Here is a 24,011-nt window from a genome sequence, read left to right as displayed (position 1 = left end):
CACCATGACAATGTGGACCCCTGACCTAAGCCCTTTCCCTGGCCCACGCTACCGAGCCATTGCCGACGCGCTTGAAGCCGACATCGCCCGAGGGACTATCCCCGCAGGGTTCCAACTTCCGACTCATCGCTCACTCGCTGACGATCTTGGCGTAACCGTCGGCACAATCACCCGAGCCTACGCAGAGGCCGCCCAGCGCGGGCTCATTCGTGGCGAGACTGGACGCGGCAGTTTTGTGAATGGTGCAGTCGAACCCGAACGCTCCTTCCAGAATCCCGAAGACATCCCAAACAACGCAGTCAACATGGGCCTCACCCTTCCGCTACATGCTCTCGACCCCGAGCTCGGCCCTACATTGGCAAAACTATCCAGTTCCCCGGACCTGCAATCCCTATTGCGCTATTTCCCCTCTCGTGGTCGCTTGATCGATCGTGAAACCGGAGTAGAGTGGCTCCGTCGTTACGGTGTGGATACACATTCTGATAACATTTCACTCTCGGTCGGAGGCCAACATGCCCTCGCCGTAATTCTCAGCGCTGCTCTCAAGCCAGGCGACGCTATTGCAGTGGAGCAATACAGCTATCCCCTTTTCAAAACGCTCGCTCGGCGCTTGGGTATAAAACTCATCCCGATCAAGATGGATCGAGAAGGCATGCTCCCTACCTCGCTGAAGCGAGCCTGCAAAAAGCAAAAGATCAAAGCGCTCTACTGCATGCCCAATTGCCAAAACCCGACGGCAGCTCAGATGAGCGAAAAACGCCGTATCCAACTGGCGGATATCGCAATAGGCCAAAAACTCATTATCGTCGAGGACGAAGCCTACGGACTCTTCAGCGAAGGACCACTCACACCTCTATTCAAACTCGCACCGGAGCAGACCTTCTTCATTGGGAGTCTCTCGAAGATCGTAGCTGCCGGGCTTCGAGTCGCTTACGTCAGCAGTCCCTCCAAACTCGTCAAACGTGTAGAGCAAGCAATCGCCGACTTCACCTATATGCCTGCCCCCTTGACTGCCGAAATCGCTCGTCGCTTGCTGCAAAGCGGCACTGCCGATACCACGATGGAGCTCAAGAAGGCAGAGGCCAAACGACGTAACCTCCTAGCAAAAAAGAAACTACGCCGTTTCAAAGTTCAGCAACAAACCTACGGCTACTTCGCATGGCTCGAACTCCCTGAAAACTGGAACGCGAGCGACTTCGTCCGAGAAGCTGCGGAACATGATGTCAAAGTGACCAACGGTGATCAGTTCCTAGTCGGACCAGCCAGCCAATCCAACACCGTCCGTCTCTCCCTTAGCGCCCCCGAAAGCATCGAAGACCTTGAACGTGGACTCGAGGAGTTGGTAACAATATTGAGGTAGAAACCGTCCCACGCCTCATCCCAACTCCGCAAAGGCTGTCATTATCCCCAAACCAATAAACACCACAGCCGGCACCACTTTCACCCATGCTCGTTCACCTGCCCCTTTCCGCAATCGAGCTGAGACAGATCCAGCAAGTAAAGCCCAGGTGCTGTCACCTATCCAGCCGATGAATACAAAGGAGCACCCCAAAACCAACAGTTGCAACCAGAATTCGCCATCGGCCTGACTCACAAACTGGGGCAAGAACGCTAGTAGAAACAAGATCACCTTCGGATTGAGCAAGGCCACGAAGTAACCCTTCGCGAAGTCCGAACGTCGCTTGGACTTTAGTGACGACTCTTCCTTCGTCGCACCCTCATTTCCTTTACTACGAGCCAACAGCCCTCGAAGGCCCAAGTAAATCAGGTAAGCGGCTCCAAGATAACGCACCGCATCCATCGCCCAAGGAATCGAAGCAACAACTGCCGACACTCCAAAAGCAGCTGCGATGGCATGGGTTAGATTTCCGAGCCCAATCCCCGCAGCTGTCACCAGTCCCACTCGCAGACCATCCGACACGCTACGAGCCACAATGAAGATCACCGCCGGTCCCGGCACTGCGACCAAGGCGAGACACGCCCCGATAAAAACCAACCACTGCGATAGCTCAAACACGGGACCTATCTCTCACCATAGGTCCCCACCTGCCAGCATTATCTCAGCTACCGCTCACCTGCCGTTTTCGACCGTTCCCACAAAAAGCCGCCACAAAACCAGCCTGATCATCCAAGTTCCGAAGCATGAACTTAAGACGTATCTCCAAGATTATCCCTCTCCTCCTCTCCCTCACGATCGCAAGCATCGCTTCTGCCGATCGCAGTTTCCAAGTCGAAGTGACCGGCTCAGGACGACCCATCATCTTCATCCCCGGTCTAGCCTGCGATGGATCCGTGTGGAACGAAGCAGTCTCCCAGTACTCTGGTTCGAACGAATGCCACGTGCTTTCCATCGCTGGTTTCGCAAAAACCGCCCCACTCGCTGACACCTCCAATTTTCTCGAAACCGTAAAGAGCGATCTCGCCGCCTACATTCGGGAGCAAAACTTAAACTCCGCCATAATTGTCGGACACAGTCTCGGCGGTTTCCTCGCACTATCATTGGCATCCGAGCAACCAAATCTCGCCTCCCATCTCCTCATCGTCGACAGCCTTCCCTTCCTCCCTGCAGCGATGAATCCCCACGCCACCGTAGACAGCATGAAACCCCAAGCCGACGCCCAACGAAGAATGATGAGCCAGAGCGGACAAAACGAAGCCCAACTCCGTATGATGCTACAGATGATGGTCACCTCTTCAGAAAACATCGAACGAGCGATCAAACTCTCCGCTTCGAGTCATGGCCCCACCGTAGCCCAAGCCATGTTCGAGTTAAACACCACCGACCTACGCGAGACCGTATCCAATATCAAAACACCCACCACCGTACTGGGCGCTTGGTACGGCTACTCCCAATTCGGATCCACCAAAGAATCAACCGCAGCGATCTTCGACTCCCAATACGCCAAACACCCGAACTACCGCCTCGTCATGAGCGAAAAGGGAAAGCACTTCATCATGTGGGACGACCCCGACCTTTTTTACCAAGAACTGGATACGATTCTCTAAAGATGGCCCAAACAATCCCAAGCCCACTCGGAGCCTCTCCTAGTATTTCCACAAATCGACCGTCACCGTACGCACGACTTCCACTACCACGTTGGCAACGAGCTTGATCGGATAAGTAATGATCTTCGCCACCGTCGGAGGGCTTGTCGTATCCTCGACCGCCTCCACAAACAACTGCTCCGCCGTTCGTGCTTGGGCCGTCGCCGTCGCCTGCTTAATCGAATGATAGCCCTTATAAATGTTATAAGCCGTCTTCACCGTAGCTGTAGTCATTCTCTTGCTACGTCCCTTTTTCGCCCTCGCATCGCTCGGGCGCGTCGGAGCGAAGCGCTGACGAGGAGTGTAAGCCGGTTGAGCATAGGTCATCGGTCTCGCTACCGGCGGAGCGACGTACGAGTTGCTGTAACGACGCGTCTGAGCCGGCTGCTGATAGGAGTAGCTCCGAACCTGCCTTGGCTGCTGCCAACGCTCCCGTGAAGAGGGCTCGCCAGGACGTCTCGGAGCAAACCGCCCGTTCGACAACTCGCCTGCAATGGTGTCCGACATCAGTAGAACTGCCGCCAAACAAATCCATAACGCTCGCAAAAACATGACCTACACGCTGCAAGCTCACTCCTCGCCTGCAAGCTGAAACAGAGCTCTCAACATTCAACAAACTATGAAACAGTTAAAAACGCTAATCGCCTCCGCACTCACATTGGCCATCCTCATGTACATCGCCTTTCTCCTCGGAAAGTCTCTCGAGAGCTTCGTCCCGCCCATTATGGTCTGGCTTCTACTCGCCGCCAACGGCATGAAAGCCCGCATCCCCAAACTTACCCCCTGACACCAGCATGCCTTCCCTCGCCAAACCAAGCAAAACCTACTGGACACTCCAGATACTCGGATGGCTCTCGTATGCCACAATCGGATACGCCACAAACATCCGATTCAACAGCGACGTATCCGCCACCAAAGTCGCAACCATCGCCATCTTCGGATCTGGGCTCCTCTTTCTCTCCACCCATTTCCTCCGCAACTACGCTCGTGGAAAGCATTGGCACCAGCTCTCATTCGGACGCCTCATCCTCCGCCTCCTCGGAGCCACCCTCCTCATTTCCACCTGCAGCCAACTCCTCGTTTCGCTGCTGATGTACTGGCCGCTCGACCTCTTCACTCCCGAAAAGCCGTACAGCATAACCTTCCTCGTCATCTACATTTTCCAGACCCAGATCATCCTCATGCTCTGGTCACTCGCCTACTTCAGCTACCAAGCCATCCGGAACTACAAATCCGAGGAAATCGAGAAATGGCGCCTGCAAGCGGCCGTGAAAGACGCAGAACTCATCGCCCTCAAAGCCCAGATCAATCCCCATTTCATCTTCAACTGCCTCAACAACATTCGCGCCCTCGTCCTGGAAGACTCCGAAAAAGCGCGCGACGCCATCACCAAACTCTCCGACCTTCTGCGTAGCTCAATCCAGTCAAACAAAGCCGAACGCATCCAATTGGCCGAAGAGCTAACGGTCGTGAAAGACTACTTGGACCTAGAAAAAATCCACATGGAAGAGCGGCTCAGCTACAACATCGATTGCCCCACGGAATGCGAAAACGCCGAGATCCCCCCTATGGCAATCCAGATCCTTGTCGAAAACGCCATCAAGCACGGCCTCGCCCGGAGGCCAAAAGGAGGGGAAATCTCCATCTCTATCCAAAATTTAAATACAGAGCTAACGATCGAAGTATCCAATACAGGTTCGCTCTCCGCGCCCAATCCGCAATCCACCGGCGTCGGCCTGCAAAACGTTCGCAACCGCCTCCACCTCCTCCACGGCAAATCCGCGAGCCTCAGCCTTCGCGAGCAAAACGTACGCGTTTTCGCCACCATACGCATCCCAACAAGTCCCGTTCAAATTCCTTGAAAAAGCGCCGGATAGCTGCGACTTCACTTGTAATATGATCAAGCACACCCCTGCCCTTATCACTTTCCTAAGCGTGGCCGTAGCCACATCCTGCCTCGCCAAGGACGAAGAAAAGCCCGATCCAAAGCTCACCGAGCAGTGGGAGCCTAAAGTCCAAGTGGTTGACGTCCCCTCCAGCGGAATCCCCTCAGACGCGATCGTCCTCTTCGACGGGAGCAACCTCGACGCCTGGGAACACACCAATCCAAAGGCCGAAAACGAATGGATCGTAGCCGACGGCATCGTCACCATCGCCCCACAAAAGCCGAAGACCAACAACGGCCTACGCACAAAGCAATCCTTCGGAGACGTCCAATTCCACCTCGAGTTCCGCTCCCCGGAAGTCGTCGACGGCAATGGTCAAGGTCGCGGCAACAGCGGACTCTTCTTCGGCGGCGGTCGCTACGAAACCCAGATCCTCGACTCCTACCAGAACGAAACCTACGCCAACGGCCAACTCGGCTCTCTCTACAAACAGTTCCCGCCGCTCGCGAACCCAGCTCGCAAGCCCGGCGAATGGTCCACCTACGACGTCATCTACATCGCTCCCCGCTTCCATGCAGACGGCTCCCTCAAATCGCCAGCCCGCATGACAACATTCATCAACGGCGTCCTCACCCAACTAGACGCCGAGCTCTACGGACCAACTATTTTCCGCGGACTCCCTGAATACAAGGCTCACCCCGTCAAGCAGCCGATCTCCCTGCAAGACCACACCGACGCCGTCTCATTCCGCAATATCTGGCTTCGCGAACTCGACGGCGAGGAAATCAACGACCGCACCATCCTCCCCGAACTAAAAGCCAAAAAGTAAATGGTAGCGGCCGTTGTCCCAACGGCCACAGCCATACGAAAACGAAAGGCGTGACCACCACGTCACGCCTTATTCCCGGAACCCAATTCTGCCTTCGGAAATGCGCGCCTTCATCGTCGAAGACTCCCGCCTCGCTCGCCAAGAGCTCAAAGGCCTACTCAAAGCCTTCGACTCCATCGAGATAGTCGGCGAAGCGGAAAACGCCGACGAAGCGATCGCCCAAATCAAGAAGCTCCAACCCGAGCTGCTTTTTCTTGATATCCACCTTCCCGGAAAAGACGGCTTCGAAATCCTCGAAGAACTCGACGAAGCCCCGCAAGTGATCTTCACCACCGCCTACGACCAATACGCGCTCAAAGCCTTCGAATACAACGCCCTCGACTACCTGCAAAAACCCATCCAAACGGACCGCCTCGCCACCGCCCTAGAAAAGATGACACAATCGACGGTAGGGCTCGACGGCCCGGCGAGCCGCGATGCAAGCTCCCATCAACCAGCCCCGCTCACCTCCGCCTCCCAAGTCTTCGTAAAAGACGGAGACCGCTGCTGGTTCGTCAAAGTCGCCGACATCCGCCTCCTCGAAATCGAAGGCAGCTACACCCGTATCCATTTCGCCGATAACCGGCCCACAATCCCCAAGACGCTCAACCAACTCGAAGAGCGACTCGATCCCGGCCAGTTCTTCCGAGCCAACCGCCAACAGATCGTCAACCTCAAGCACATCTCCGGCATCGAGCCCTGGTTTTCCGGCGGACTCAAACTCACCCTCTCCGCAGGCGAAGAAGTCGAAATCTCCCGCCGCCAAGCCAGCAAGTTCAAAGAGCTCACCAGCCTCTAGGAGGGCAATGCTCCGTCATTGCCGTGGAGCCTAGATCCGAGCGAAACCTAGCTGCCCTCGGCTGTTGCTCCGTCATTGCCCCTCGCCCGCTACTTCTCTTTCACAAAGATGCTCCCATCGATCGTCTTCATCGACAGCGGCGGGCCACCCTCACCAAACTGGCCGTTCATATTGACGCCATCGCCCCAAAAATTCTTGCCGCCCCCCTTCACCCGATACTCCAGGTCCGACTTGAATGTCCCATCGATCGTCGAGGCCGAAAAGTCCGCATGAAAGTTGGAAGGCGTCACCAGATGCACATGTCCATCCACCGTCACCATTGAGATCGGACTCTTAAAACCCGTATCGGATAGAATGATACGGATGTCTCCATCTACAGAGTTCGCAACAATACCGCCCTCAACTTCCTGCAGAACCACATCGCCGTCCACAGCCGACACATCCAACTCACCCACAACATCGTCTACTCGCAAATCTCCATCAACCGAGTTCAGCCGCATCGAGATGCGCTGCGGAACCCTGATCACAATATCCGTCTTCCGGAGCTTCCCGACCAGATTCAACTTCACGCGGACAAAGCCATTGTCCTCCGTAAACATGATCGCCGCCCGGTTACGCTTCGGATCATCCGCTTTAAAATCTGACAATGTCACCTCGATCGATCCACGGTCCTCGCCGACCACTCGAATATCACCGTCCTCGCTCGATACCGAGAGCATGATATCCGCCCCCTCCTCTACTGCGAGCTCCTGTGTCTTTCCCTCAAACCAAAGCTCATCCGCCGATAAAAGCGTCACCCCACCAAACCCCAGGACCAGCAGTCCCACTAACTTAAAAACAATTTTCATCCTAATAGTCTCCAATTTTTAAATACCCTTGAATTTCTCTTCCCACAAGCTGCGCACGCGTGGCTCCATCGGGATCGACTCAATCCGTTCGCTCAGATCCGCGTCCGAATCTTCGCCCACGAGCTCGACCACTTGCCTCAAAATCTCCAGCTGCACCACCGGCGAGCTCTCACGCTCCAAACGAGCGAGCAAAACCGACAAAGCCTCTTCCCTCGGCAACAAGCTCAACACCGATACCGCCGCCAAGCGAACGTTCAAGTTCGACTCGCCGTCAAACGTCCGCACCACCGATTCCCGCAAGACCGGACTCGGTTCGCCAATTTTCGAAACGGTCGCCAATCCCGCCAACCGTTTCGATGGCGAAGATTGCTCAAGCAGCGACAAAGCAAGCGTTTCCTGCGTGCTGCGTAGCTCCGCCTCCAAATCGTTCGCTCGCTGCACGAAGTTAAATCCAGCGTATCCACCGATCGCTAACACAGCCGCCACACAAGCAACCAAACCGTAGCTGAACGCTACCCAAACCGGACGCTGCCCACCTGCCGTAGCCGGGGCAATCTCCCGCTCCTTATCCAGAGCAGCCTGCCACCCTTGGCGATACTGGACCAGCTTATCCTGAAAATCGGATACGCTCTCCTCATCCACCTGAGCCGGCTCATCCAACTCACCGAGCTGGTCCCACAAACTCGCGATCTCCTTTTCCTCCCGAGACGGATCGATCAATTCCTGACCTTTTCGTAAACGGTCGATGAACGCTTTCTTCTCTTGGTCCTTCATGCGATTTGCTTTCCTCCCAATTCTTCAAATACAATTTTCAAATCCTGCAGCGCCCGAAAAAGACGCACCTTCAACGTACCCACGCTGCAGTTAAACATCGGAGCGATCTCCGCATACGGCATTTCCTCAAAACGGCACATCACGATCAGCTCCCGCTTCTCCAATGGCAGCTTGGCAAGCGCCTGCTTCAAAAGCTCCTTGCTATCGGCACGCTCCACCTCGCGCCCTACATCGCAATCGGGCTGAGCGAAGCTCTCGGAATCGACCTCCACCCGGTCGTCAAAAACACGGTTCGCCGACTTCTGTTTCTTGGCATGATCATACATGAGATTACGGGCTATCTGGTACATCCAAGCGCGAAAAGGCCGGCTCGCGTCGTAAGTCCTGCGATACCTCAAGATCCGCCAAAACGTCTCCTGAGCCAGGTCCTCGCTCAGCTCCGAGCTTCCGCACATTCTGCGAAAGTATCCGACCAGCGGAGCGTGATATCTCTCAAACAAAACGCCAATCCCGTCCAGATCCCCGTCCCGGACCGCCGTCATCAATCTGTTATCATCTACCGTATCCACTGAATCGAATTCTTCTGTTCGCCTAGGACTACTGCCGCCAAACGATAGCGTTACACGATTTCCAACAAAAACTCGCTCACATAACAAGCCCTTGTAGCCCTGTCGCTTGCGACACGCCGCAACACCCCATATCTTCGTAAAATCCCGCCAAACTCCGCTCCCGTCCCTCAGAAAGATGAAGACCCAGAAAAACAACGCCAGCGTCCCCGCCTTCCTCAACGCCATCGAAGACCCGCAAAAACGCAAAGACACCAAAACCATCTGCCGCTGGATGAAGGCCGCCACCGCCGCCAAACCCTACATGTGGGGCGACGCCATCGTCGGCTACGGATCCTACCACTACCGCTACGCCACCGGCCGCGAAGGCGATTGGTTCCGCATCGGCGTCTCCCCTCGCAAGCAATACCTCTCCATCTACCTCATGGCGGGCTTCGATGACTACGGCGACTTGCTCGCCCAGCTCGGCAAGCACAAGACCGGCAGCTGCTGCCTCAACATCAAACGCCTCTCCGACATAGACGAAACCATCCTCCAAGAACTCATCCAAAAAGCCGCCACCGCAGACATCTGCTCCGAAGCCTAGGCCATTTCAAACTTCACATTTCCCAGCACAGCCTCCATTCCCTTCGCCCTTGCCCATGAGCGAACCGATTTCAAGCAGCGCAAAATCCAGCCACCCGCTCCCCGCACCCATTCAAGCGGGGCTGCCCCTCACGGCGCTCGCTCCCATGCAAGACGTCACCGACCGCCCCTTCATGGCAGTCATCGCCGACTGCGGCGCCCCCGACTACTTCGTCACCGAATACTTCCGCGTCCACTCCCAGTCCCGCCTCGAAAAGCACATCCTCGAAGCCGTAGTCGAAAACAATACCGGCCGCCCCGTCTTCGCCCAGATGATCGGCGAGGACATCGACCACCTAGTGCGAGCCGCCAAGGACCTGCAAAACCACCCCATCGCCGGCGTCGACCTCAACATGGGATGCCCCTCCCCAACCGTTTACAAAAAACAATGCGGAGGCGGCCTCCTGCGCGATCCACAAAAAATAGACCGCGTCCTCGGCGCCCTACGCGAAACGTGCCCCGGACTCTTCACCGTGAAGATGCGTATCGGCTTCGAGGATACGCAAAATTTCGAAACCATCCTCGACCTCGTCAACAAGCACCAAGTCGACCTCCTCTCCCTTCACGGCCGCACCGTTAAAGAGATGTACCGCAGCGAGGTCCACTACGACTGCATCAAGCAAGCCGTAGAGCGCGTCGATTGCCCCCTCCTCGCCAACGGCGACGTCACCTCCGCCGCCAAGGCCCGCTGGGTGCTCGACTACACCGGCGCCGCGGGCGTGATGATCGGTCGACACGCCATTCGCAACCCATGGATTTTCCGCCAAATCCGCGAAGAGCAAAACGGTCAGCCCGTATCCAAGATCACACTTCAAGAGGTCAACCAGTATATCAAAAAGCTCTACCACGCCGTTGCGAAACCGGACGCTCCTGAGCTTCGCCAAGTTGCTAAGATGAAAAAATACCTCAACTTCGTCGGCCAAGGCGTGGACCCCGAAGGAAAGTTCCTCTACGAAATGAGACGGGCAAAAACCAAGGCAGACCTTTTTGGAATCTGCGACCGACACATGCCCGAAGGCCCCGAGCATCTCTTCGCCGCCGAGCCCTACCCAGGCGTCATCGCCCGACCCAATCGCGAGTCTTGAACGGTAGCGGCCGTTGTCCGCAACGGCCACTCCTGCTATCAATCAGCGATCAAATCGCTCTGCACCTTCCAGAGGTTCGCATAATGTCCGTCGATATGCAGCAGCTCGTCATGCGTACCCGTTTCGATGATACGCCCTTGATCGAGAACAACAATCTTGTCGGCTTTCAAAACAGTCGATAAGCGGTGAGCGATCACAAGGGTCGTGCGTTCCTTCACCAAGTTATCCACCGCGGCCTGAATCTTCGCCTCCGTCAAAGTATCTACCGCAGAAGTCGCTTCGTCGAGAATCACCAGCGGAGGATTTCTCAAAATCACGCGGGCAATCGTCAAACGCTGCTTCTCCCCCATACTCAAACGGATGCCGCGCTCCCCGATCAAAGTATCCATCCCGTCCGGAAGCTTGGATACGAACTCCCAAGCGCACGCCCCTTCGAGAGCCTGCACCAGCTCCTCTTCCGTCGCGTCCTCGCGAGCCAGCAACAGGTTATCTCTCACCGTTCCATCGAACAAAAACGGATCCTGCGCCACCATGCCTATGTTTGAACGGAGCGCCTTCAAAGTAAGCTCTCGTACATCGACTCCATTGAGAGAAACAGAGCCCTCGCTCACATCGTAGTAGCGTTGCAAAAGGTTCGCCACCGTCGACTTGCCCGCGCCCGTATGGCCCACAAGAGCCGTCACCTTGCCAGCCGGCATGGTGAGGGAAAAGTCCGACAATAAATTAGCCCGCTCCGTGTATTTGAAATCCACCGAAGCGAACTGCACTTCCAGCGGAGTCTCGGGAAACGCCTTCGGCGTATCCGGATCCTTAATATCGATATCGAAATCCAGCAAATCGAACACACGCTCCGCCGAAGCCTTCCCGGTCGCCAACATATTGTTCAGCGACGAGATCAATGTCAGCGGCTGATAAAGCATGTAGCAAAACAGCAAGTACTCCACCAGGTCCCCCGTCTTGAACGTCTCCGGCTCCGTGAAAGTCAGGTACCCACCATAGCCCACCACCGCGACCGTGCCCATGCTCACGATAAAACCGTTCACAGGGCCGTGCAGGGACCAGCGGAACATCCCCTTCAAAGTGTAGCGACGCAACTCCTCCGCCTTCTCCGTGAAGCGCTTCTGCTCCCGCTCCTTAAGGGCGAAAGAGTTGATCAAGCGATTCCCCTGGATGTCCTCGATCAAAAGCGAACTCAACTCCCCGGAAGCCTCGCGAACCTTGCGCCAATTCACGCTCTGCGTCTTGAAGTGCAGTCGCGACAGCACCACCATGATCGGAATCGGCAATATCATCAATGCCGCCAGACGCGGTTCGGAATAGAACATCATCCCCGTCACCCCGATCAAAGTAAGCATCGCCGTGCTTCCCTGCTCCGTCCCATCGAGAATCACCCGCTCCACATTTTGCACGTCCTCGATCACGCGGGAAGCGATATCCCCAGACTTACGCGTGTCGAAATAGCGAACCGGCAGGTTCAGCAGCTTCTTGTGCAAGTCCGTCCGCAAGTCGATCAGCACCTTCTGCTCCAGGACGTTGTTCAACCGAATCCTCAAGGAATTAAGCGTCTCGCGCATCGCAAAACAGCCAATCAGCGTCCCGACGAGGAGCCAGTACCCGTCAATCCCTTGCTGGGAAGTCAACCGATTCACGATATACCCCGCCACCTTCGGCACGACCAGATAGAAGCCGGTACTCCCGATCGCCAAGGCAAGCGTCCCCCAAAACATCCACTTGTACCGAAACAAGTAACTCGAAACTCTCCAAATCGTCTTCATCGAATCAGAACGATTCAGACCACCACCTGATTCAACACAAGCTCAGAACCCCCAATATCCTTTTCACTTTTCACACTTCGCTTTTCGCTCTTCACTTCCGCCTTTCCATGCAAGAAATCGACATCAACTGGGACACCCTCGAACGCCTCCGCAGCCGCTTCCTCTCGACCGGCTCCACCCCCGGCGTCTACTGGCAAAGCGAAGACGACCTCCGCCACTACCACGCCACATTCGCCGCTCGCATCGGCTGGAAATGGGACAGCGCCCTGGAATCCGTCAAACAAGCCGGCTTCGCCCCCGCCTCCCGCACGCTCTTCGACTGGGGTTGCGGTTCAGGCATCGCCAGCCTACGCTTCCTCGAATTCTTCGGCCCCCACCTCTTCGACAAGGTACTCCTCTGGGACCACTCAAGCCTAGCCTGCCAGTTCGCCAAGAAAACTATCCAAGACGCCTACCCAAGTCTAGAGGTCGAAGTTCACACCTCATCCGTCATCCCTCAAAATGCCCTCACCCTCATCTCCCACGCCGTCAACGAACTCGGCCACGAGGCCCAGCAAAACCTCTCCCAACAACTCCGTTCCGCCTCCCAAATCCTCTTCGTAGAGCCAGGAGACCACTCCGCCAGCCGCAAGCTCATCGCCCAACGCCAAGCCTTGCGCGGCGATTTCCAAGCTCTCGCTCCCTGCACCCACTGCGACACCTGTCCCATGCTCACCGAAGACAACCAACGCCACTGGTGCCACTTCTTCGGCAAGCCCCCCATCGAAGCATTCACCGAAGGCTTCTGGTCCCGCTTCTCCCAAACCATGGAGATCGATCTCCGCTCCCTCCCCTACAGCTTCCTCGCCCTGCAGAAGAAGGCTGTCGAGACGCCCTCGCCACACCGTAGCCTTGGCGAAGGCGGGTCGCGTCTGATCGGCCGCCCTCGTCAATTCAAAGGCTACACCCGCCTTCTCAGCTGCGACGCCCAAGGCCTACGCGAGCTCGAGCTGCAAAAACGCGAAGACAAGCAGCTCTGGAAAATCCTCAAGAAAGAGCAGACCAGAAGCCTCTACCGCTGGCACGAGATCGACGACTCGAACGGCCGCCTAAAATCCGGCGAGCAACTATAACCGGAGGGCAACGCTCCGTCGTTGCCAAAATCATTTTCAAATTATCCCGTAACCTCCTCCAGCAAGCCGAGTATACATGAGCCAGAAACACAATCTTGCTCATGAAAACCAATCTCCTTTCCAAACCGCTCCTCGCCATCTCGGCCCTGCTTTCAAGCCTCACGTTCTCAATCGGCCTCGTTCAAGCCGATGAAATCCAAAACCACGAGCTCGACGGCATCAGCAAGCTCGAGTTCCACATCTCGAAATCCAACATCGACATCATCGGATCCGACCGATCCGACCTCGAGCTGGAGCTAGAAGAACCGCTCAGCGGTTTCGATCCCGACAAGATCACCCAAACCATCGATCGCAACGGCGACACGCTTGTCATCAAGATCGAATACGAAAAGGACAAAGGCGGCTGGCTCTCCTGGGGATCGAACAACAAAGGCTACAAATCAGCCACCCTTCACATCCCCTCCAATCTGGAAACAAAAGTTCGCACCAGCGGCGGCAACATCGACGCCGAAGCAGTCCAAGCCGCTCTCACCCTCAATACCTCAGGCGGCAACATCAATGCCTCCGACATCGCCGGCCCCCTCAAACTCACCACTTCCGGCGGAAACATCCGACTACGCGAAATTCAAGGCAACACCAAGGCCCACACCTCCGGAGGAAACATCAACGCCAACAACATCACCGGCAAAGCCGACCTCCACACATCCGGAGGCAACATAAACATCGACGGCCAAGTAACCGCCCTCGAAGCGCATACCTCCGGCGGACACATCAGCGCTCAGGTCAAGAGCAAGCTCGTCGAGCCCCTCGTACTCACCACCTCAGGCGGCAACGTAAACGCCACTTTGAGAGAAGGCATGTCAGCACCCGCCAAACTCAGCACTTCCGGCGGCAGCGTCACCATCCACCTCCCCAAAGACCAAGCCTTCGAGCTCTACGCCAAAGCTAACGGCGGCGGCGTCTCCCTCGACCACAGCGGTCAATTCCAAGGCTCTTTCAACAACAAGAAAATAGAAGGCAACATCAACGGCGGCGGCCCCAAGGTCACCATGACCACCCACGGCGGCCGAGTCCGCGTCAGCGAAATCTAAGCGCAACACCCAGGAACCAACTTTCAGTCCAGTACGGCTATAAAATATAGCAACAGCAGATGATAAGGAGGGAGCCCGCATCGACGATGCGGGCTTTTTCGTGAGGTAGGAGCGTGCTTGTCACTCGAAAGATTGGATCGCGTGACAAGCACGCTCCCACGACAATCAAGTGCACCAAACTGAAGTTTAGAATTTCATTCGCACTATTTCGTGTCATTCGTAGACATCATCAACTCGCCAACCACAGATCACACTCCCGCCCCAGAACCGCCCCTCGAGATACTGTATCGCGATGATCGATACATCGCGATCCACAAGCCATCAGGGCTGCTCGTGCACCGCAGTCCGATCGACAAACGCGAAACCCGCTTCGCCATCCAGCTCCTACGCGACCAAATCGGCCAGCACGTCTACCCCGCACACCGCATCGATCGCCCCACCTCAGGCATTCTCCTCTTCGGACTCGACGACGAAGCCGGCACCGCCCTCAGCATCCTCTTCCAAGAACGCAAAGTTCAAAAGACCTACCAAGCCGTGGTACGCGGCCACATCCCGACCTCCGGTACCATAGACTCGCCACTCCACAAATACGAAGACCTCGACGGCCACAAAAAATCCGCTGAAACCCAAGACGCCCACACCGACTTCAAACGCCTCGCCATCTCCGAACTACCGTATCCAACTGAAAGATACGCGACATCCCGTTTTTCCCTCGTCGAGCTCTTCCCGCACACCGGGCGCCGCCACCAAATCCGCAGGCACCTCGCCCACATCCGCTACCCGATCGTCGGCGACGTCCGCCACGGCTGCAACAAGACCAACAAACTCGCCCGCGAAAACCTGGACATCCATCGACTGCTCCTCGCCGCAACCCAGGTCGAGTTTCAACATCCCTTTCAGGACAAGCTCGTCCAAATCACTTGCCAGCCGGAAGACAGCTTCCTATCAGCTCTCTCACGCACCGAGCTAGCCACCACCTGATATGAGCCAGATCTCCACCATCGCCTTCGACGCGGACGACACGCTTTGGCACAACGAAAACCTCTTCGAGGAACATCACAGCAAATACTGCGAACTCCTCTCCGAATTCCACGACGCCAAAACAGTCGAAAAAACGCTCTTCAGCACCGAGATGCGCAACCTCGAGCTCTACGGCTACGGGGTAAAGAGCTTCATGCTCTCCAGCATCGAAACAGCGATCGAACTGACCAAAGGCTCAATCTCCGCCGAAGAGCTCAAGCGCATCATCCACTTCGGCCAAGAAATGCTACGCCACCCAGTCGAGCTGCTCGAAGGCGTAAAAGAAACAGTCGCCACACTCGCCTCCCAGTACCAACTCATCCTCATCACCAAAGGCGACCTGCGCGACCAAGAACGCAAGATCGCCATGTCCGGGCTCGCACACCACTTCGAGCACGCCGAAGTCGTTTCCGACAAAAACGTAGAAACCTACGACCGCGTCTTCCACCGTCTTGGCATCGATCCACAAAAGCTTCTCATGGTCGGCAATTCCCTGAAATCCGACATCCTCCCCGTGCTCGATCTCGGAGGCTACGCAGCCTACATCCCATACCACCTCACCTGGGAGCACGAACGCGTAGAAAACGCCCCCGACAACCACTCTCGTTTCCACGAGTTGCCATCCATCAAACAGCTACCCGGCCTACTTGATTCGCTCAAGTAAACCGGCTTCCAACGGTCAGCTACTTCCGCTTCAAGCGATAAGTCTTGAACCCTCGGATGTACTGCCAATTCCAGCTCTTGTACTCATGGGTCAACCCCCAGCGTAACGCTTCGGTCGGCTCCTTCTCATTGTCCAGAGAGCGATTAATGCCAATCGCGTGCGGCGCATCTTTCACGGCCCCCCTAATCTCGAAGTTAATCCCATCAGGCGCCCACTGCACCGTGTTTCGCTCCGGACCATCAGTCGTGATCAAAGAGGCAATCCCACCATTGTAAGGCCAAACGCAAATCTCGTGCCCGCTATTGCTGATCGGGTTGTAGTCAGATTTCACATACGGCCCCAACGGATTGTCCGCAATCGCTACCCCATGTCGAATCTGGCGACCGCCCCAAGTGACCTTCTCCCCCATCTGCTCTCCCTTGTAGTAAAGGTAGAACTTTCCATTGAAGGGCAAAATGCATGGGTCGTGAACCTTGTGGCTATCGAAGTCCCCCTTCTTCAACACACTGCGGCGATCATTCCAATCGTCGCCCTTCCAGACTCCATTATCCGCAGGACTGAGGATTGGCTCCTTACTCTTCGTCCACGGCCCATAAGGCGAGTCGGACCAGGCAAGCCCCACCTGATTCTTAACCCGCTTGTTGTACGGGTGCTTCACCGTCTGGTAGCAGAGGTAGTACTTCCCTTCCCAAACCATTATCTCCACCGTAAAAACCGAACGATCGTCATACTCACCCGGCTCGCCGCGCGGCACCGCAAGCCCCTCTTCCTTCCACGTGATTCCGTCTTCAGACGTAGCCATCCAGATATCACATCGATCCCATGGGAAAACCTTGTCGTTGAGCACGTCCCCATCGAAGCCCTGAGTCTCGCCCGTGCTCCGCGTGTACCACGTGAAATATTTTCCATCCACCTCTATGATCGCGCTCGGATCTCGTCGAACCACACCTTCCTCGTAAGCAAAGTCGCCTTTTAAATCGTAGACCTTATGCTGGAAATACCACTCCTCACCGCTGTCCGGCCATTCCAACGCGCGTTTTGAAGCCGCACTAAGCTTGTCCGGATTAGTGATCCCAAGCTCATCGTACAGCTCATCGCTGTAAACAGTCTCCTCCATCGAGCTGGAGTCTCCGCAGCCGGCAAGGCCCAGAAGACTGATTGTAACAAGGGTAGTAGCAATAACGGGTAGTTTCATAGCGATGTTTCCAATCCAACTAAAACGGCAGATTGCGCGCAATCTGAATCCAACCCAAGGGGAACTTGCTTTACACATTTAAATGGCAAAGCTGCTCTAGCGAACGCGATGCACCTCTTTCCTCAACCTCAACGCCTTCAACTCCTCCCCGGAAACTGCCCCCTCTCGGCCACCCCTGAGATAAAAATAGATCCGCAAGTTGCTCCGACCAATGGATACAAGCTGTCCATATCCAAAGCCGGAATCAAAATCGTAGCCTCCACACCCGCCTCCGCGTTTCACGCCCAAACGACTCTTAAGCAGATCTCCAATCAATCCCCCCAAGAACTCCCCTGCCTAGAGATCGAGGACTGGCCGGATCTACCAATCCGCGGGTACATGCTCGACATCTCGCGCTGCAAAGTCCCCACCCGTCGATCCTTGCTCCAACTGGTTGATCTGCTCGCATCGCTAAAGTTCAACCAGCTTCAACTCTACACCGAACACACCTTCGCCTATTCCGAGCATCAATCGGTCTGGCAGGACTCGTCCCCTCTGACAGCCACGGAAATCCGAGAACTGGACGCGTATTGTCGCGACAGATACATAGAACTGGTTCCCAATCAAAATTCCTTCGGACACATGGAACGCTGGCTCAAGCATCCAGCCTACTTGCACCTTGCGGAGTCTCCCAACGGCTTCGAACATCCAATCGCAGGCTGGAAGGAAACAGGAAGCACCCTCAAGCCGACACAGGATTCCGCTGATTTCGTTGACACACTCTTCCAAGAACTACTCCCCAATTTCACAAGCCGTACCCTCAATATCGGCGGAGACGAACCTTGGGAACTCGGCCAAGGATACTCGAAAGAAAGCGTTGCAGAAAAAGGGAAAACACGCGTCTATCTCGACCACCTAAAGCGTATCCAAAAAAAAGTAGAGGACCGCGGACTCAAAACTCAATTCTGGGGAGATATAATCCTGAACGAACCAGAACTCGCCAAAGAACTCCCCCAAAAGACAACCGCCCTCCTTTGGGGCTACGAGACCAGCCACCCCTTTCCCGAACAATGCCAGGCCATGCAGGCGTCCGGCGTCGATTTCTATGTCGTGCCAGGTACCTCAACTTGGAACAGCATCGGCGGCCGCCTCTACACAGCTCGCCCAAACATCTCGGCCGCTATCGAAAACGCCACACGTTTCGGAGCAAAAGGTATCTTACTCACCGACTGGGGAGACAACGGACACCACCAATCACACAAACTCAGCGTCCTCCCTATCCTCCAAACGGCCGGAGCGAGCTGGAACAAGAAAAGCGATTCACTCGATCAAAAAGCTATCGCCACTCAGCTCATCCCTCACCCGTTATCACTTTCTGAATACGAGGCGATTGAGGAACTCAGCTCCATAGCCAGCGGATTCAAAACGTACCTCCACAACGCAAGCTGGCTAAACAAGATCCTCTTTGCCCCCTCAAAAGACTTCGCTTCACTCGCAGACTCGCTATCACCCCACGAACTTCAGATTTCGCTGGAAGGCTTGAAGTCCTTGACCGTGGAAGGAGAGCTAAACCTCGCCCGAAATCTTCTAGTCTACGCTGCTCAAAAGGGTTTATCACTCTGCCAAAACAAACTGCCCGCCAAACTCGCCCCCGACCTTCTCGAAGAGTTCGAACACCATTGGCTAGCACGCAACCGCCCGGGCGGACTTGATGAAAGCCTAGCGCACTTCCCCCTTTGAAAGAGCAGAGAGCACCGCATTCACATGCGAGGCGTCTCCAAACATTTCCTCATGCACCGCAGCGATCCGCCCCTCGCCGTTGACGAGATAAGTAACTCGCTTTGTTACCCCTAGAAGCGGCACTCGAGCCCCATACGCCTTTGCCGTCTTCCCATCAGGATCCGAGAGCAGCTCGAAGGGTAGATCGTACTCCTCCTTGAACTTTCGATGCGTATCCAAATCATCACGACTCACCCCAAACACAGTCACATCCAAGTCTCGCAAATCGGCAAATTGATCCCGAAACGAACACGCCTCAGCCGTGCACACCGAAGTGAAATCCTTAGGATAAAAGTACAAAACGAAGCACTGTCCTCTCAGATCATTCGACGACACCACACCACCACCACTCGACTCCAAACAAAAATCCGGAGCAATATCTCCAACTGACAACCCCATATCTAATGCAACGATCCCAACCTCACAACGCTTTCATTCAACACGAAAACAGCAAAACCTATATACTCTCGCTCGTAGAAAAAAAGCGGAGGCAGCTCCTAGCTACCTCCGCAGTTAACGAAACAGGATATTTCCTCCCATTCTGATCATGTCAGTAGATCCCGTCCGTTTCGTAATGCGCGTGCGAGACATAAGCCTCTCCTGAAGGAGCATGGGTGACACTCACCCGATCGCCCTCCACGAAGCCCGGAGCCTTCCGTTCCTGAACCACGACGACCGTGCCGCCATCGTCCAAACTCACCGTTAGCTCCTGAGCGTGCTTTTTGCTGAGTTCCTTCTCAACGGCGCCGCCAACAAGACCACCCACCACGGCTCCTCCCGCAGCAGCAAGCGTTCGTCCAGAGCCCTTGCCGACCGTCTGACCGACCGCCGAACCCATTATAGCTCCACTCGAATGCCCCACGTAAGTCGCTTCGCCTTCGATCACCACATCGCGAGTAGCGACAACTGTACCGGCATTCACACTCTGGATTTTGCCAGAGGAGCCTCGGGGCACTGTCTCGTAATTCGACGATGAGCAACCGTACAGAAGAGCGACACAACAAAGGCCTACCAGGCAACGCATCGCGCACCACGTCTTTGCAACGTTGTTCGTTTCCATCGCTAAACCAGTACGCGACGGACCCTTCGAATGGATTCACCAATCAGCCCGCAGCCAAGGTGGGAGCGTGCTTGTCACGCGATGAGAGACGCCTAACGCCCCCTGATCGCCTAAAACTCAACAGGCTCAAACTCCTCGCCTTCATCCCCCACCAGATACGCGTTCGTATCCGGGTCCATGCTAGGATCGTCATGGGCATGATACACGATCGAGTCTCCCGTCCGGGTCGTGTAGAGCTTGACCCGCTCATCCTCGTAAAAGGCAGGTTCCCGATACTCCTGAACCACCAAAACCGTCTCACCGCTATCGAGGGCAATCGTCAATTCCTGGGCCCTTTTCGCAGTCATCATCTTTTCGACTTTCTGGCCAACGACCATCCCTACGGCGCCCCCCACAGCCATGGCAGCCGTACTCTCGTGTCGATTGCTGCTCTCATTGATGCTGATCACGCCCGGGGACGATTCATGCACGGTCGTCTTAGTCTCCAAGGGTACTGAAATCGCGCCCACCGCAGTGCCAACTCCCGCACCCACAATCGCTCCCATGTTGGTAGCGACTCCGTCGATCTTCACCTGCCGCACCGTCACCACCGTACCGTCTTCCACACGCTGGATCGATCCGGCATGCGTCACGGGATAGGTCGACTTTGTAGGAGCGCTAGAAGCACAGCCTCCAACAAGGACGCTGAAAAGAACCGAGAGCGCGAAGGGTAACAGAGCACGAAAGAGCATAGCGGCAGGCTGCGGGTTATACCGAGACAACACTATCAGCAAAGCATATTGTCAAGCTAAGTAGTTTCTCCAATGAGCTCCCCGCTTCACACGAATTTAGTCAAAAACAGATAAATCCAGACCGAAAAAAAGAAATTCACCGCGCAACTGTTTACAGAACAAAGGTCTACGAATAACGTCTCTATCTTCTAACTTACTACACACCTCACATGAACGACCTCAAAGAAAATACCCCGTCCAGCTTCAACCCTCCTTTGCGCATCTTCAGCCCATCAAGCAGAGCAGCGAACCAAGGCGGCTCAAGCGTCAACTTCGAGCGACCGCAACTAAGAAGCCTCGTGCGACATGACCGTGTGGCCAGACACTTCACCCGCCGTGAGCTTTCCTTCGGATCCTCCCTTGACTGAGCGCTACAAATAGCCATTTCTCTTTCAAACCGGAGCGATTCGCTCCGGTTTTATTTTTGCCCCCAACCGCGGAACCCTCCCTCATTCCGCCTGACTTCATAAGCAAGCCCCCAGACAATGAACTTCGAAGTTAAGACCCAAATAAGCGTTGCCATCGAAAACACCCCCGGCGCGATCGCCGAGCTCAGCGATACCCTCGCAGCGCACGACGTCAGCCTAAACGCCCTCACCATCAGCGAAAGCGCTCACGAAGGGAAATTCAGATTCACCGCCTGCGACCCTGTCGCCGCTAAACGCTCCCTCGAAGAGCAAGGCTATGCCGTAGAAGTCGATGAAGTCCTCTCCATCCGTCTCCAAGACAGCAAGGGACGCCTCGCCTTCCTCACCAAAGCCTTCTCAGACAGCGGCATCAACATCGACTACATGTACGCCAGCGTAGACGAAGAAGGCGCCGGCTCTCGCCTCATCCTCAAGGTCTCGAACATCCACCTGGCAACTCGAGTCCTAACCGAGATCCAAGTCGCCGCCTAGACCTCCTCCTGGCGCCTCACCTTCTCCACTCTCAAGTCGAGAGCGCCATCGCTCAAGGCAGCCCGCACCCCAGCGCCTTGCTCGACCGCAGCCACCCCCGTGATCGGTTGGCCAGCCTCGTTCTCTAAGATTGCGTAGCCGCGCTCCAAAGTCGCCCGTGGACTCAACGCTCCCAAGGTCGCGCCCAGCACGTCCAGTCGAGCTCGCAAGGCTCCCGCCTTTTCCACCAAACTTCGGTCGAGTCGACGCTCAAGCCGATCCAAGCGTTCCCGCCATTGTCCCAAAGCTTGGGAAACGTCATGGGCAAGCACCCGCCTTTCCAGCGAGCGGAACCGATCTCTTTTGCTAAAAACCGCAGACCGATAAGCCCCCTCAAAGCGAGTACCCAGTTCGTCGATACGTAAAAACGATCGTTCAAGAGCTCCAACAGGTGAGGCCGATTTAAGCCCCAGCCTTTTCCGATCCAAGTCGTTCCGAAGCTGCTCTAACCTCTCTGCCGCCAAATCCTCTAGTTCGGATCGAGCCAACTCCAAGCGATCGACCGTCTCGATATACGCAGTGCTGATCATCTCCGCCGCGCCGGACGGCGTTTCCGCTCGCACGTCAGCCGCAAAGTCCCCAAGCGTAAAGTCGATCTCGTGGCCGACCCCTGAAACAACCGGTATCACACTTTCAAATACCGCACGAGCAACCCTCTCTTCATTGAAGGACCAAAGATCCTCAATGCTCCCTCCACCTCGTGAAATAACAATAAGATCATAGCCGCCCAATTCGTTAGCGTAGCGAATCGCCGCTTCAATCTCCTCTGCCGATCCTGCCCCCTGAACCTTCACCGGATACACATGCAGAGTCCCTCCCCAAGAACGCCGCTTCAATATCCGCACGAAATCCTGCAAAGCCGCCCCCGTGGGGGACGTCACAATCGCCACCTTCAAAGGCAAAACAGGAAACGGCTTTTTGCTCTCTTGTTCGAAAAGTCCTTCTCCTGCCAGCTTTCGCTTCAATCGCTCAAACTCACGGTACAGCCTTCCCTCTCCGCTTTCCTCCAACTCGCGAACGATCAACTGGTATCGTCCGTGCGGTTCGTAAACGCTGATTTCTCCAAACGCTAGAACCTGCATCCCATCACGCGGCTTGAACCTCAAACGAGACGCCTGCCCGCGAAACATCACCGCCGGAACCTGAGCCCCCGCATCCTTCAAGGAAAAGTACAGATGTCCCGATGATTGAGCCCTCAAATTCGAGATTTCCCCCATCACCCACGCAGGGGGAATCCGCTTCTCCAAGGTCTTCTTTATCGCCGCCGTATACTGGGTGACCGTTACCTTGGGAACGTCGTCAAACAAATCCTCAAGAGCCATTCTCCAGACCTTCCTCCATTATCGATTTCGCCTGAAGACGCCCTCTCCAGTACTTCAGTGCAAAAGCCACGCAAATCGCCGCCGCGATCGCGATCAAAGCCAACTGCACATTTCCAGTCAGCACCGATTCGCCCAAAACAATGATGCTCGCCGATGTCGCCCATACGATAGGCAATGAAACTCCCAAATACTTTGGCAAAGGCATGCGAGCCAGTCCCAGAAGATAGTTCTGCAACGGGAACGGCACCCCCGGCGTAATCCTCAACAACACCGCCACCCCAACCATGCTTTTGCTGGATACCTCGGGCACGGAATATCCGAATCGCGAAACGATCCGCACAAACAAAGGCCGAAACCACTTCCCGGATACAAACCAGGCGATCAGAAGGTTCACACTCAGAGCGCAAGCCGATCCCAATACCGCCGTTTGCAAGCCAAACACAGGGGCCAAAAACAGAAACGGGGAAGCGGGCATCCAAAACAAAGGAAGCACCGCCATCAGCCCGAAAAAGACCCATGGCCCCATCGCCGCGACCCCCTCGATCAGGGCCTCCAGACTTTCACGCGTCAATTGATCGCGATACGGCCAAGCCAAAACCAGGACCAGCCCTCCCGCAAACAGAAGAGCGAATAGGATTAAAAGTTGGACTCGAGAAGGCTTCATTCGAAGCAAGCAATCGCAGCCCAAACAGGCGAACGCAACCAAACTATCACCCTCCTCAACACAAAGCCCCCTCAGAAGACGAGTCAGCAGCAAAACGAAACAACCGTATTCAGCATGTGGTGACATCAGGGCAAGCACTGTGCTCCG

The 24,011-nt window shown here is 55.6% G+C and carries 26 protein-coding genes; 14 read left to right on the top strand and 12 right to left on the bottom strand.

Annotated features, from left to right (window positions below; translation table 11 throughout):
• The first annotated feature begins 4 nt into the window (after positions 1–4).
• Entirely contained in the window at positions 5–1,360 is a 1,356-nt protein-coding gene (locus JIN87_RS08575; protein ID WP_200355135.1) for an aminotransferase-like domain-containing protein, read from the top strand.
• Positions 1,361–1,375: 15 nt separating this feature from the next.
• Here the strand turns inward: JIN87_RS08575 and JIN87_RS08570 are convergent, their stop codons facing one another.
• Positions 1,376–2,017 (bottom strand): LysE family translocator, encoded by a 642-nt coding sequence (locus JIN87_RS08570; RefSeq protein WP_200355134.1) that lies wholly within the window; start codon positions 2,015–2,017, stop codon positions 1,376–1,378.
• 125 nt (positions 2,018–2,142) lie between these two features.
• Here JIN87_RS08570 and JIN87_RS08565 point away from each other — a divergent pair, with 125 nt between their 5' ends.
• Positions 2,143–3,006: an alpha/beta fold hydrolase gene (locus JIN87_RS08565; protein WP_200355133.1), complete on the top strand. Its 864-nt coding sequence runs from the start codon at positions 2,143–2,145 to the stop codon at positions 3,004–3,006.
• A gap of 39 nt (positions 3,007–3,045) precedes the next feature.
• On the opposite strand, the gene JIN87_RS08560 is transcribed toward JIN87_RS08565, so the two are convergent.
• Positions 3,046–3,552, bottom strand: a complete 507-nt coding sequence (locus JIN87_RS08560; RefSeq protein WP_200355132.1) for a hypothetical protein — start codon at positions 3,550–3,552, stop codon at positions 3,046–3,048.
• Positions 3,553–3,664: 112 nt separating this feature from the next.
• Between JIN87_RS08560 and JIN87_RS08555 the strand changes: the two genes are divergently transcribed.
• The 4 genes from JIN87_RS08555 to JIN87_RS08540 all read left to right on the top strand — a co-directional run bounded on the left by JIN87_RS08555 (position 3,665) and on the right by JIN87_RS08540 (position 6,598).
• Entirely contained in the window at positions 3,665–3,832 is a 168-nt protein-coding gene (locus tag JIN87_RS08555; protein WP_200355131.1) for a hypothetical protein, read from the top strand.
• A 7-nt stretch (positions 3,833–3,839) separates the two neighbouring features.
• Complete coding sequence (locus tag JIN87_RS08550; protein WP_200355130.1) at positions 3,840–4,907, top strand: sensor histidine kinase; 1,068 nt, start codon at positions 3,840–3,842, stop codon at positions 4,905–4,907.
• A 34-nt stretch (positions 4,908–4,941) separates the two neighbouring features.
• On the top strand, positions 4,942–5,760 hold the full coding sequence (locus JIN87_RS08545) for a 3-keto-disaccharide hydrolase (protein WP_200355129.1): 819 nt from the start codon (positions 4,942–4,944) through the stop codon (positions 5,758–5,760).
• A gap of 100 nt (positions 5,761–5,860) precedes the next feature.
• Positions 5,861–6,598, top strand: a complete 738-nt coding sequence (locus JIN87_RS08540; protein ID WP_200355128.1) for a LytR/AlgR family response regulator transcription factor — start codon at positions 5,861–5,863, stop codon at positions 6,596–6,598.
• Between the two features lie 89 nt (positions 6,599–6,687).
• On the opposite strand, the gene JIN87_RS08535 is transcribed toward JIN87_RS08540, so the two are convergent.
• From JIN87_RS08535 to JIN87_RS08525, 3 genes are read right to left on the bottom strand one after another with little or no spacing between them, the layout of a single operon-like run.
• Positions 6,688–7,446 (bottom strand): DUF4097 family beta strand repeat-containing protein, encoded by a 759-nt coding sequence (locus tag JIN87_RS08535; RefSeq protein ID WP_200355127.1) that lies wholly within the window; start codon positions 7,444–7,446, stop codon positions 6,688–6,690.
• A gap of 18 nt (positions 7,447–7,464) precedes the next feature.
• Positions 7,465–8,220, bottom strand: coding sequence for a HEAT repeat domain-containing protein (locus tag JIN87_RS08530; RefSeq protein ID WP_200355126.1), 756 nt, complete (start codon positions 8,218–8,220; stop codon positions 7,465–7,467).
• Positions 8,217–8,789 (bottom strand): RNA polymerase sigma factor, encoded by a 573-nt coding sequence (locus JIN87_RS08525; RefSeq protein WP_200355125.1) that lies wholly within the window; start codon positions 8,787–8,789, stop codon positions 8,217–8,219. Before JIN87_RS08525 ends, JIN87_RS08530 begins: the two co-directional genes overlap by 4 nt.
• 175 nt (positions 8,790–8,964) lie before the next feature.
• Between JIN87_RS08525 and JIN87_RS08520 the strand changes: the two genes are divergently transcribed.
• Positions 8,965–9,372 (top strand): DUF1801 domain-containing protein, encoded by a 408-nt coding sequence (locus JIN87_RS08520; RefSeq protein WP_200355124.1) that lies wholly within the window; start codon positions 8,965–8,967, stop codon positions 9,370–9,372.
• 55 nt (positions 9,373–9,427) lie between these two features.
• The gene (locus tag JIN87_RS08515; RefSeq protein WP_200355123.1) at positions 9,428–10,495 is read left to right on the top strand and encodes a tRNA dihydrouridine synthase; all 1,068 of its coding nucleotides are present in this window, start codon (positions 9,428–9,430) and stop codon (positions 10,493–10,495) included.
• Between the two features lie 38 nt (positions 10,496–10,533).
• On the opposite strand, the gene JIN87_RS08510 is transcribed toward JIN87_RS08515, so the two are convergent.
• On the bottom strand, positions 10,534–12,270 hold the full coding sequence (locus JIN87_RS08510; protein WP_200355122.1) for an ABC transporter ATP-binding protein: 1,737 nt from the start codon (positions 12,268–12,270) through the stop codon (positions 10,534–10,536).
• Between the two features lie 107 nt (positions 12,271–12,377).
• Between JIN87_RS08510 and JIN87_RS08505 the strand changes: the two genes are divergently transcribed.
• The 4 genes from JIN87_RS08505 (at position 12,378) to JIN87_RS08490 (ending at position 16,157) form a co-directional block, all read left to right on the top strand.
• Positions 12,378–13,382, top strand: coding sequence for a small ribosomal subunit Rsm22 family protein (locus JIN87_RS08505; protein WP_200355121.1), 1,005 nt, complete (start codon positions 12,378–12,380; stop codon positions 13,380–13,382).
• A 101-nt stretch (positions 13,383–13,483) separates the two neighbouring features.
• Positions 13,484–14,473 carry a DUF4097 family beta strand repeat-containing protein gene (locus JIN87_RS08500; protein ID WP_200355120.1) on the top strand — a complete coding sequence of 330 codons (990 nt, stop codon included), beginning with the start codon at positions 13,484–13,486 and terminating at the stop codon, positions 14,471–14,473.
• A gap of 210 nt (positions 14,474–14,683) precedes the next feature.
• The gene (locus JIN87_RS08495; protein WP_200355119.1) at positions 14,684–15,454 is read left to right on the top strand and encodes a pseudouridine synthase; all 771 of its coding nucleotides are present in this window, start codon (positions 14,684–14,686) and stop codon (positions 15,452–15,454) included.
• 1 nt (position 15,455) lies between these two features.
• Positions 15,456–16,157 carry an HAD family hydrolase gene (locus tag JIN87_RS08490; protein ID WP_200355118.1) on the top strand — a complete coding sequence of 234 codons (702 nt, stop codon included), beginning with the start codon at positions 15,456–15,458 and terminating at the stop codon, positions 16,155–16,157.
• Between the two features lie 19 nt (positions 16,158–16,176).
• Here the strand turns inward: JIN87_RS08490 and JIN87_RS08485 are convergent, their stop codons facing one another.
• Positions 16,177–17,274: a glycoside hydrolase family 117 protein gene (locus JIN87_RS08485; protein WP_345780788.1), complete on the bottom strand. Its 1,098-nt coding sequence runs from the start codon at positions 17,272–17,274 to the stop codon at positions 16,177–16,179.
• Between the two features lie 186 nt (positions 17,275–17,460).
• Between JIN87_RS08485 and JIN87_RS08480 the strand changes: the two genes are divergently transcribed.
• Positions 17,461–19,071: a beta-N-acetylhexosaminidase gene (locus JIN87_RS08480; protein WP_200355117.1), complete on the top strand. Its 1,611-nt coding sequence runs from the start codon at positions 17,461–17,463 to the stop codon at positions 19,069–19,071.
• On the opposite strand, the gene JIN87_RS08475 is transcribed toward JIN87_RS08480, so the two are convergent.
• From JIN87_RS08475 to JIN87_RS08465, 3 genes are all read right to left on the bottom strand, one after another.
• The gene (locus JIN87_RS08475; protein WP_200355116.1) at positions 19,051–19,509 is read right to left on the bottom strand and encodes a peroxiredoxin; all 459 of its coding nucleotides are present in this window, start codon (positions 19,507–19,509) and stop codon (positions 19,051–19,053) included. The genes JIN87_RS08480 and JIN87_RS08475 overlap by 21 nt on opposite strands.
• Positions 19,510–19,660: 151 nt before the next feature.
• Positions 19,661–20,032: a glycine zipper domain-containing protein gene (locus tag JIN87_RS08470; RefSeq protein ID WP_200355115.1), complete on the bottom strand. Its 372-nt coding sequence runs from the start codon at positions 20,030–20,032 to the stop codon at positions 19,661–19,663.
• A gap of 248 nt (positions 20,033–20,280) precedes the next feature.
• The gene (locus JIN87_RS08465; protein ID WP_200355114.1) at positions 20,281–20,901 is read right to left on the bottom strand and encodes an outer membrane lipoprotein; all 621 of its coding nucleotides are present in this window, start codon (positions 20,899–20,901) and stop codon (positions 20,281–20,283) included.
• Positions 20,902–21,425: 524 nt separating this feature from the next.
• Here JIN87_RS08465 and JIN87_RS08460 point away from each other — a divergent pair.
• Positions 21,426–21,839 (top strand): ACT domain-containing protein, encoded by a 414-nt coding sequence (locus JIN87_RS08460; RefSeq protein WP_200355113.1) that lies wholly within the window; start codon positions 21,426–21,428, stop codon positions 21,837–21,839.
• On the opposite strand, the gene xseA is transcribed toward JIN87_RS08460, so the two are convergent.
• Both xseA and JIN87_RS08450 read right to left on the bottom strand, forming a co-directional pair.
• A complete protein-coding gene (gene xseA, locus JIN87_RS08455) occupies positions 21,836–23,200 on the bottom strand; it encodes an exodeoxyribonuclease VII large subunit (protein WP_200355112.1) in 1,365 nt (454 codons plus the stop codon). The genes JIN87_RS08460 and xseA overlap by 4 nt on opposite strands.
• A complete protein-coding gene (locus JIN87_RS08450; RefSeq protein ID WP_200355111.1) occupies positions 23,190–23,864 on the bottom strand; it encodes a TVP38/TMEM64 family protein in 675 nt (224 codons plus the stop codon). The genes xseA and JIN87_RS08450 overlap by 11 nt, the downstream gene beginning before the upstream one ends.
• Positions 23,865–24,011: the final 147 nt, after the last annotated feature.

Origin of the sequence: Pelagicoccus mobilis (assembly GCF_016595505.1) — a bacterium.
In the GTDB taxonomy this organism is placed as follows: Bacteria; Verrucomicrobiota; Verrucomicrobiia; order Opitutales; family Opitutaceae; genus Pelagicoccus; species Pelagicoccus mobilis.
Note: the sequence above shows the minus strand (reverse complement) of the source record. Positions and strands in the feature narration are given on the sequence as shown.

Excerpts from the sequence above, each read along its gene's own strand:
- JIN87_RS08575 (WP_200355135.1), top strand. The coding sequence starts at position 5 with ATGACAATGTGGACCCCTGACCTAAGCCCTTTCCCTGGCCCACGCTAC.
- JIN87_RS08565 (WP_200355133.1), top strand. The coding sequence starts at position 2,143 with ATGAACTTAAGACGTATCTCCAAGATTATCCCTCTCCTCCTCTCCCTC.
- JIN87_RS08560 (WP_200355132.1), bottom strand. The coding sequence starts at position 3,552 with ATGTCGGACACCATTGCAGGCGAGTTGTCGAACGGGCGGTTTGCTCCG.
- JIN87_RS08555 (WP_200355131.1), top strand. The coding sequence starts at position 3,665 with ATGAAACAGTTAAAAACGCTAATCGCCTCCGCACTCACATTGGCCATC.
- JIN87_RS08550 (WP_200355130.1), top strand. The coding sequence starts at position 3,840 with ATGCCTTCCCTCGCCAAACCAAGCAAAACCTACTGGACACTCCAGATA.
- JIN87_RS08545 (WP_200355129.1), top strand. The coding sequence starts at position 4,942 with ATGATCAAGCACACCCCTGCCCTTATCACTTTCCTAAGCGTGGCCGTA.
- JIN87_RS08540 (WP_200355128.1), top strand. The coding sequence starts at position 5,861 with ATGCGCGCCTTCATCGTCGAAGACTCCCGCCTCGCTCGCCAAGAGCTC.
- JIN87_RS08535 (WP_200355127.1), bottom strand. The coding sequence starts at position 7,446 with ATGAAAATTGTTTTTAAGTTAGTGGGACTGCTGGTCCTGGGGTTTGGT.
- JIN87_RS08530 (WP_200355126.1), bottom strand. The coding sequence starts at position 8,220 with ATGAAGGACCAAGAGAAGAAAGCGTTCATCGACCGTTTACGAAAAGGT.
- JIN87_RS08520 (WP_200355124.1), top strand. The coding sequence starts at position 8,965 with ATGAAGACCCAGAAAAACAACGCCAGCGTCCCCGCCTTCCTCAACGCC.
- JIN87_RS08515 (WP_200355123.1), top strand. The coding sequence starts at position 9,428 with ATGAGCGAACCGATTTCAAGCAGCGCAAAATCCAGCCACCCGCTCCCC.
- JIN87_RS08510 (WP_200355122.1), bottom strand. The coding sequence starts at position 12,270 with ATGAAGACGATTTGGAGAGTTTCGAGTTACTTGTTTCGGTACAAGTGG.
- JIN87_RS08505 (WP_200355121.1), top strand. The coding sequence starts at position 12,378 with ATGCAAGAAATCGACATCAACTGGGACACCCTCGAACGCCTCCGCAGC.
- JIN87_RS08500 (WP_200355120.1), top strand. The coding sequence starts at position 13,484 with ATGAAAACCAATCTCCTTTCCAAACCGCTCCTCGCCATCTCGGCCCTG.
- JIN87_RS08490 (WP_200355118.1), top strand. The coding sequence starts at position 15,456 with ATGAGCCAGATCTCCACCATCGCCTTCGACGCGGACGACACGCTTTGG.
- JIN87_RS08485 (WP_345780788.1), bottom strand. The coding sequence starts at position 17,274 with ATGGAGGAGACTGTTTACAGCGATGAGCTGTACGATGAGCTTGGGATC.
- JIN87_RS08480 (WP_200355117.1), top strand. The coding sequence starts at position 17,461 with ATGCACCTCTTTCCTCAACCTCAACGCCTTCAACTCCTCCCCGGAAAC.
- JIN87_RS08475 (WP_200355116.1), bottom strand. The coding sequence starts at position 19,509 with ATGGGGTTGTCAGTTGGAGATATTGCTCCGGATTTTTGTTTGGAGTCG.
- JIN87_RS08465 (WP_200355114.1), bottom strand. The coding sequence starts at position 20,901 with ATGCTCTTTCGTGCTCTGTTACCCTTCGCGCTCTCGGTTCTTTTCAGC.
- JIN87_RS08460 (WP_200355113.1), top strand. The coding sequence starts at position 21,426 with ATGAACTTCGAAGTTAAGACCCAAATAAGCGTTGCCATCGAAAACACC.
- xseA (WP_200355112.1), bottom strand. The coding sequence starts at position 23,200 with ATGGCTCTTGAGGATTTGTTTGACGACGTTCCCAAGGTAACGGTCACC.
- JIN87_RS08450 (WP_200355111.1), bottom strand. The coding sequence starts at position 23,864 with ATGAAGCCTTCTCGAGTCCAACTTTTAATCCTATTCGCTCTTCTGTTT.